The following is a 6,809-nucleotide window of genomic DNA, read 5'->3' as shown; positions in this document are numbered from 1 at the left end:
GATCCTCAACGAGGCGCCGCTCTCGATTCCCCGGCTCAACGGCCATCGGCTGGTACGGGCGTCCTCGGTTGCCATTACGGCTGGTACAACACCCGCCGCATCCAGAAGGAACTGGGCTACCTCAGCCCAAACGAATACGAGACCGCCTGGCACAGCCAGACGCAACCAGCCGAACCACCTATCGCCACCCCTGCACCAGCCGGCAGCAGGTAACCACCGCTCCATCAAAGCGGGGGGAACTCAGTCGAGACGTACGGCCGGTTCGGCCGCGGATATCTGGCCGCCCGTGGCCGGATGGGCAACCACCAGATCGCGACCCCGAATCAGCGCCGCTACTACGTCGAGCAGGCGGTCAAGGCCACGGCCACCACCTACCGCCCGAGCACGTTCTTCGACCGGGCGACCGACTTCTTCCTTGACGAGCTGGAGTGGATCGACGGTAACGGCTTGGCCACGCTGCCCGACTACCTTGCAGTGCGACGCGTCGGCCGGATGGAGCCACTGCAGCCGTCGCAACGGCAGGCAGTTTGGGCAATCCGCATGCACTATCTCGCCACCCGCGCCGGGGCCGGGCTGCCCTACGACTGGGCCGGCGTGCCGTCCGCGGTGCGCGCGGCGCTCGCTGACGACCCGCAGCCGCGCCGGTACAAGCACATCGTGGTCGACGAGGCGCAGGACCTGTCGCCGGAGGCGATCCGCTCCCTCGCCGCGGCTATCCCAGGCGACGGCAGTCTGACCTTGTTCGCTGATTACGCCCAGCAGATCTACGGGCAGCGGGTGTCCTGGCGGTCCTGCGGTCTGACGGTGGCCAAGACCGAGGAGTTCCTCGACAACTACCGCAACAGCCCGGAGATCGCCCGGCTGGCCATCGGCATGAGCGAGATGCCGCATTTCCAGGACTCCGCCGACCTGGTCGAGCCGCGGGCACCGCAGCGAGCCGCTGGCGCGAAACCGACGTTGGTCCGGTACTCGTCGGCCGAGGTCGAGGCACCGGCGGTCGCGGCGAACGCGGCCAGCTTCGGCAAAGTGTCCCGGGTCGGCATCCTCACCCGCACCCGCGCCGAAGCCCGCAGGGCCTCGCGAGGCATCCCCGGAGTCCGCGCGCTGCACGATGGCCTCGACCAGTGGGAGATCACGGCAGGGGTATACGCCGGCACCTATCACTCGGCGAAGGGACTGGAGTTCGACGTGGTGTTCCTGCCGTTCTGCGGCGCCGACCGGTGCCCCAACCCCGAGACAGTGGCCGCGTTCGGCGATGACGAGGCCGCCGCCCGGGAGAGCAGACTGCTCTACGTCGGAGTCACCCGCGCCCGCGACGAACTCATCATCACCCACACCGGTGAGCTGACCCCGTTACTCCCGTCAGCTAGCTCGGGCCTCTACCAGGTGACGGTAGCCCGATGACCGCGCCGCTCGACCTCGCGGTCGCCGCCGAGCTGACGGAGATGAAACTTGCCCGGCTGGCTCACTTCACCCCTGCCCGGAATCTGCCCCACATCATCGTCGACGGTCTCCTGCGCAGTGTCGCTGACCTGGCCCAGGACGTGCGGGCCTGCTACAGCGCCACCGACCTAGACCGGTTGGACGGCCGACCCGACCGAGTGTGCTGCAGCCTCCAGTACCCGAACGGTTTCTACTTCGACAGAGCCAAGGGCAAGGCGGCCTCGGTGAACTACCCTGACTGGGTCTGCCTGCTTCTGGACAAAATGGTCGCCGCAGCCTCGGGCACGCTGTTTTGCCCGCGCAACGCCGCAGCGTCGGCCGGCATCGCCCGGCCGGGTGTCGACGGCCTTCGCGCCTGCTATGCGGACACGGTGGTCGGGCAGAAGGTGTACACCCGCGGGCCGAACCACGACCCCGGCAGCCCGACCGACGTACAAGCTGAAGTGCTGGTCGTTGCGCCGGTGCCAATGTCGGTGATCCGTGCGATCGTGTTCCCCAGTGAGGCAGCGGCAGAAGAGGAGTACGGACGTTTGGACCGCTTTGGTGTAGCCCTGCCGGACCACGTGAACTACGTGATCTCGTCCGACATGTTCGACAAGTGGTCGATCACCAGAGCTGTTCAGAACAGCCAATACTTTAGCGAGACCCCCTGGTCTCCCAAGGCGGCATGATGACTGCAAACACCCGCCTGAGCGCGCAGGTCGCGACAGGCATGTTCCTGGGCGCCGCGGTCGGCGACGCGCTCGGCTGGCCGCAGGAAGCCCGCGGCGGCCTGATCGGCGGTCAGAAGGAACGCGACCGCGTCAAGCCGCAGATGACCTTCCGCAGTTGGATCCGCCACGCCGGGCATTACTCCAGCCGCTACCGCGACCTTGTGCAGCCAGGCGAATACAGCGACGACACGCAGCTGCTACTCGCGACCGCCCGCGCTTGCCTGGCCGGTGACCGCTGGTGGCAGCGGCTCACTGAGGCCGAACTTCCGACCTGGTTGCTCTACCAGCGCGGCGGCGGCGGGGCAGTACTGCGCGCAGCCGGGGCATGGGCCTCCGGCCGCCCACCCTGGGATCTTGGAAAGTCGGCCCGCTCCCAAGATGCACGGGACAGATACCGCAACGCGGGCGCCAACGGGATCGCCATGCGCATCGCTCCCCACGTACTGTGGGCCGATACCCCCCGCGCCCTCATTCAACGTGTCGTGCGTGACGGCATCACCACTCACGGGCACCCACGAGCCCTGGTCGGCGCACTCGTCTACGCTTTCGCCCTGCGACACGCCGCCCAGACACAAGCCACCCACGGATTCGGCGACAGCATCGGAGCGGCCGCTGGCGGCCTAATCGACGCCGACCAGATCCTCCAGGAACTGCCTGCCAGTTGGGCCACCAGCAGCGAACTAGATCACTTCGCCGACGCCTGGCGCGACACCAACAAAGAAGCACAGCAACTGTTAGAAATCATCGCGGACTCGCTGCAGCAGGGCGCGATGAGCAACCCCGAGAGCACCCTCGAACGAATCGGCTGCACTGATCCCAAGGTCAACGGCTCCGGGACTGTCACCGCAACAGCCGCCATCTACCTAGCAAGTCGATTCGCTGCCCGCCCTCAAGGCGGCCTGCTAACCGCGGCGTTCCTGCGCAAAGCCGACACCGACACGCTGGCATCGATGACCGGCGCGATACTCGGCGCCTTGCACGGCATCGACTGGCTCGGCGATCTCGCACTCACCGTTCAGGACGCCGCCTACCTCGTCAAGATCGCCGAACACAGCCAAGCGCGAATTAAGGACCCTCATCACTGGCCGGAATTCCAGCCACGTCACCTACGCGAAGGGCTGAAACGCACGCTGCTCAACGCGTCCGCCGACAACGCTTCCTCAAAGCTGCACGAATTCCCTGACGGGCGCCGTTTCCGCATCGCCGAGCTCAAGGCCCTCGATGACGGCGTTCTTCGCACACGACTGCAGCTTAGCGACGGTCAGACCGTCCTCATCGACGCGCCGGTACCTGATTCCCCGCCCCCACTCGCCCCCGCCGACCAACAAAGCGGCAGACGCCACGACGAGTCAAGCGCGCCCACGGCCACCGCTTCAGCGGATAAAGATGTATCGCCGGAAGCAGCCGTCATCCTCGCCGCCCGGAGCCTCACTCGGTCAGCCGCGTTCTACGCCCAGCTCATCGGGCGTGACATCCCCGTACGCTCCGGCACAGCTCACATCGGTCCGGGGCTTCTACTCCAGCAACAGGCTGCCGATGCTCCGATCGACACCGCATCAGTCAGCGTGCAGATCACGGTTAGCCTACTTTCCGACGTTGCAAGACGGCTTGGACTGAAGACCCAACACGGTGAGGGAGGTCCTCAGGACGTCCTCGAAGTCAAGGACCCGGACGGACGCATCGTGCGGGTCAGCCAACGCCACACCCGTACTCAACGGGACATGAAGCCAGAACGTTGAGAAGGAAGCCGACAGTCCTCGTTGCGCCCGCTGTTTGTCGGCGTAGCCGAGCTAGTTCATCGACGAACCGAGCTTGACGGTTCGGCGTTTGAAGGGCACGGGACCGCCTTCCAGGTGGTACAGCGTCAGGACGTTGAGGTCGTGGCGTTCGAGGGAGCCGGTAGCTTCGACGACGCCGTTGTTCGCGTCCGAGGTGAGAGTAATGATCATTTCGGCATCGGCGGAGACGACTAGGCCAGGGCTGCGGGTGGCGAAGATGTACTGCCGGCCACCGCGCAAGTCGCGCAGTTTCGCGACAAGGTATTCCTCGATCCACGGGGCGTGGAGCGCGTCCTCGGGCTGGTCGATGATCAGAGGGTCGTTGCCGTCGGCGAGGGCGATAATGAGGATGGCGGTGCACTTCTGGCCGTGCGCGAGCCGCTCGATCGGCACATAGCCATCGTTGGCCTGCTTGCGGAACTCGACGGACAGGCCGTCGTGCAGGTCGAGGGTTTGCAAACGCAGGAAGTCCTCGATGATGCCTTTCTCCCGCACGTGGTCGAACAGGGTCTCGACGTGCTTGCGTTCGGCGCCGGTAGCGGTACACACGCCGTCGACGTCGTCGGCGAGGAACGAGCGAACCAGTTTTACCGGCAGAGTCTTTTCGCAGATCAGCTTGAGCACCGGGGCGCGCAGCCGGGATCCCTTGGCGATGGCGGTCAGGTCGGCCAGATAGGCTGAGTCGTCGTTCTCAGAGAGCATCTTGATCCGGACAATGCCGCCCATCAGCTTGTTGAGCGCCTTGATCCGTTCTTCGCGCCGCCGACGGCGTGCTTTGCGCGCCTCGAGCAGCTCGGCGATCAACTCTTCCCGATAGGTCGTGGCGACGGCCAAGTTCGGCAGAAACTCGTCGTTGAGCTGGGTCCGCTGGGCGTCGAGCTTCGCCTTCTCCGTCTGAAGTTCCACCAGCCGGGTGCGCAGCGCGGCCAGGCCCTTGTTGTCGATGTCGATGCGACTGACCGCCTCGGCGAGTTCCTGGTCGAACTTCCGGTACCGCTCGACCCACTCCTGCCGGACGGCGACAAGCTCCTTGTTCACCACCAACAGGACATGGGCTACCTGCGCGTTGGCCGCCTCGGTCGCCTCCCGCAGCTGCTTGTACGCCGCCTGCACTCGCTGGTAAAGATCTTGATTGTCGGCGACCGCGGCCGAGCCCCGGAACTTGTCCCCGCCTTCGGTACGGGCGGTGATCTTCAGTTCGGGGATGCCGACGACCGGCTCAAAGAGGGCCTTCTCGGCACTCCACCTTGCCTGCATCTTGATGGTCTCGCCGTCGAACAGGCCGGACAGTTCCTCCAGCCGCTTCTCGACGTCTGGGAGGGTCTCCAACCTGGCGCGAACCTGTCCGATCTTGGACTCGAGCGAGCCGATAAGTCGGCCGTTGTCGATGAGCCGGCCGACCGCGTCCGATTCGCGGATCTCGAACTCGGTCAGGTCGAGCGCGGCGTCGATGAGCGCCATCCGGCCGACCGGCGTTCGAGCGTACTCGATCACCTCGCTCTGCGAGAAACCGGTGATCGCGATCCGGCCGGCCAGGCCCGTCAGCTGCTCGGTGTCGCCAATGAACTCCGGCTGGGTGGAGCCGTCCTCGAAGTACGCCCGGCGCACGAGGCACCGCGCGTGGCCACGGGTGAGGACGACCTCGACAGTCGAGCCGGAGGTGAGGGCGTACTTGAGCCGGGAGTCGACCTCCGTGCGGACCTGAGGGAAGTCGCCAGCGTCGGTCTGCTGGTCGAGGGCGAACCGGACCAGCTCAATCAGCAGCGACTTGCCGGCGCCGGTCCCGCCAAGCAGGCAGTTGAGGTCACACGAGAACCGGAACTGCTGCCCGTCGAGGAACCCACCGGTCACGGTCACCGACTCGATCACCGTGTGCTCCGGCGCTCCGGGCTCGTCCAGGCGGACACGCAACTCCGGATCCGCCAGTGCGTGCCGGAGGCCGCGCAGGTCGGGCCGCGACGCCTTGATCCAGGTTCGACGATGACCGATGCCGCGCAGGACATGCCAGCTCACGCCGGGTGCGGTGGTGTCCGAGCTGCGGACAAGCGCAAGCTCGCGCCGGCCGTCGAGCCGCGTCTTGATCCGCTCGGCCTCGGTGACGTCGACGATCTCCACCGCGCTGATGGCGTCGTCGAGCAGCGTCTGGTTGATCCGGTCAGCGACGGCGAGGCGGAGCAGGCCCTTCTCCCGGTCGGCGTGCGCCGGGATCGCCAGGCCGCCTCGGGCGGCAATGATCTTTGCGGTATCGCCGAAGCCCTTGTCCAGGGCCTTCTGGAGGTCACCGTGGTCGGCGCGGACAACGCCGAGTTCGACGAGCACGTCCTCGAGATGCTGGGCCGGGGTGCCCACCTCCCAGATGGCGAGGAGGTGCCCTTCGGCCGTGCTGAGTTCCAGACCGGGCAGCACCACGAGCGTCGTGTCGCGAGCGGCCTCGGCCATCCGGTCGCACCAGCCCGCTGTGTTGTGGTCGGTGACGGCGATCGCGTGGAGTCCGGCGGCGATCGCCGCGTCGACGATCTGCCGGGCCTCGGTGGCGCCGTAGGTGTGCACGTCGACGTCGCGCGAGGCTGGGGTGTGGACGTGGAGGTCGACGGCCCAGAACCGTGCGGGTCCGTGCTTCGCGCTCACTGGCGATGCTGCCTGGCTGCTTTCCGTTGGTGCCGTTGCTGACGTCAAAGCACTCGCTCCGTGATCATTCGCCGCCGTCTGAGCGTCCGGCTCGATACCCTAACGCTCGGTGAGCTGAAGAAGAGGGGCGACACTCGCCCACACGTACGGACAGGCGCCAACCGGATGAAGGTTCACCGGACCATTGGCTCGACCAGCCGTCCGATCCGCCGAGGCGTTCGGGCTTGGCGGGGTGGTCGGCCGCACC

Annotated in this window: 5 protein-coding genes; 4 read left to right on the top strand and 1 reads right to left on the bottom strand. The window is 66.5% G+C overall.

Annotated elements, in window-relative coordinates; all coding sequences use genetic code 11:
• The 4 genes from ACLQ2X_RS26815 to ACLQ2X_RS26800 all read left to right on the top strand — a co-directional run.
• Window positions 1–213: IS3 family transposase (locus tag ACLQ2X_RS26815; RefSeq protein WP_425683857.1), on the top strand; the 213-nt coding region annotated here is incomplete at its 5' end.
• An 81-nt stretch (window positions 214–294) separates the two neighbouring features.
• Entirely contained in the window at window positions 295–1,404 is a 1,110-nt protein-coding gene (locus tag ACLQ2X_RS26810) for a 3'-5' exonuclease (RefSeq protein ID WP_425683856.1), read from the top strand.
• Window positions 1,401–2,114: a DarT ssDNA thymidine ADP-ribosyltransferase family protein gene (locus ACLQ2X_RS26805; RefSeq protein WP_334463782.1), complete on the top strand. Its 714-nt coding sequence runs from the start codon at window positions 1,401–1,403 to the stop codon at window positions 2,112–2,114. The genes ACLQ2X_RS26810 and ACLQ2X_RS26805 overlap by 4 nt, the downstream gene beginning before the upstream one ends.
• Window positions 2,111–3,895, top strand: a complete 1,785-nt coding sequence (locus tag ACLQ2X_RS26800) for an ADP-ribosylglycohydrolase family protein (protein ID WP_425683855.1) — start codon at window positions 2,111–2,113, stop codon at window positions 3,893–3,895. The genes ACLQ2X_RS26805 and ACLQ2X_RS26800 overlap by 4 nt, the downstream gene beginning before the upstream one ends.
• 51 nt (window positions 3,896–3,946) lie before the next feature.
• On the opposite strand, the gene ACLQ2X_RS26795 is transcribed toward ACLQ2X_RS26800, so the two are convergent.
• Complete coding sequence (locus ACLQ2X_RS26795) at window positions 3,947–6,562, bottom strand: PHP domain-containing protein (protein WP_425683854.1); 2,616 nt, start codon at window positions 6,560–6,562, stop codon at window positions 3,947–3,949.
• Between the last annotated feature and the right edge of the window lie 247 nt (window positions 6,563–6,809).

Origin of the sequence: Micromonospora sp. DT31 (assembly GCF_049841795.1) — a bacterium.
GTDB lineage: Bacteria > Actinomycetota > Actinomycetes > Mycobacteriales > Micromonosporaceae > Micromonospora.
This window is presented reverse-complemented; position numbering and strand designations above follow the sequence as displayed.

What these genes read in the sequence shown, in the direction of transcription:
- ACLQ2X_RS26810 (WP_425683856.1), top strand. Translation starts at nt 295, where the DNA reads ATGGGCAACCACCAGATCGCGACCCCGAATCAGCGCCGCTACTACGTC.
- ACLQ2X_RS26805 (WP_334463782.1), top strand. Translation starts at nt 1,401, where the DNA reads ATGACCGCGCCGCTCGACCTCGCGGTCGCCGCCGAGCTGACGGAGATG.
- ACLQ2X_RS26800 (WP_425683855.1), top strand. Translation starts at nt 2,111, where the DNA reads ATGATGACTGCAAACACCCGCCTGAGCGCGCAGGTCGCGACAGGCATG.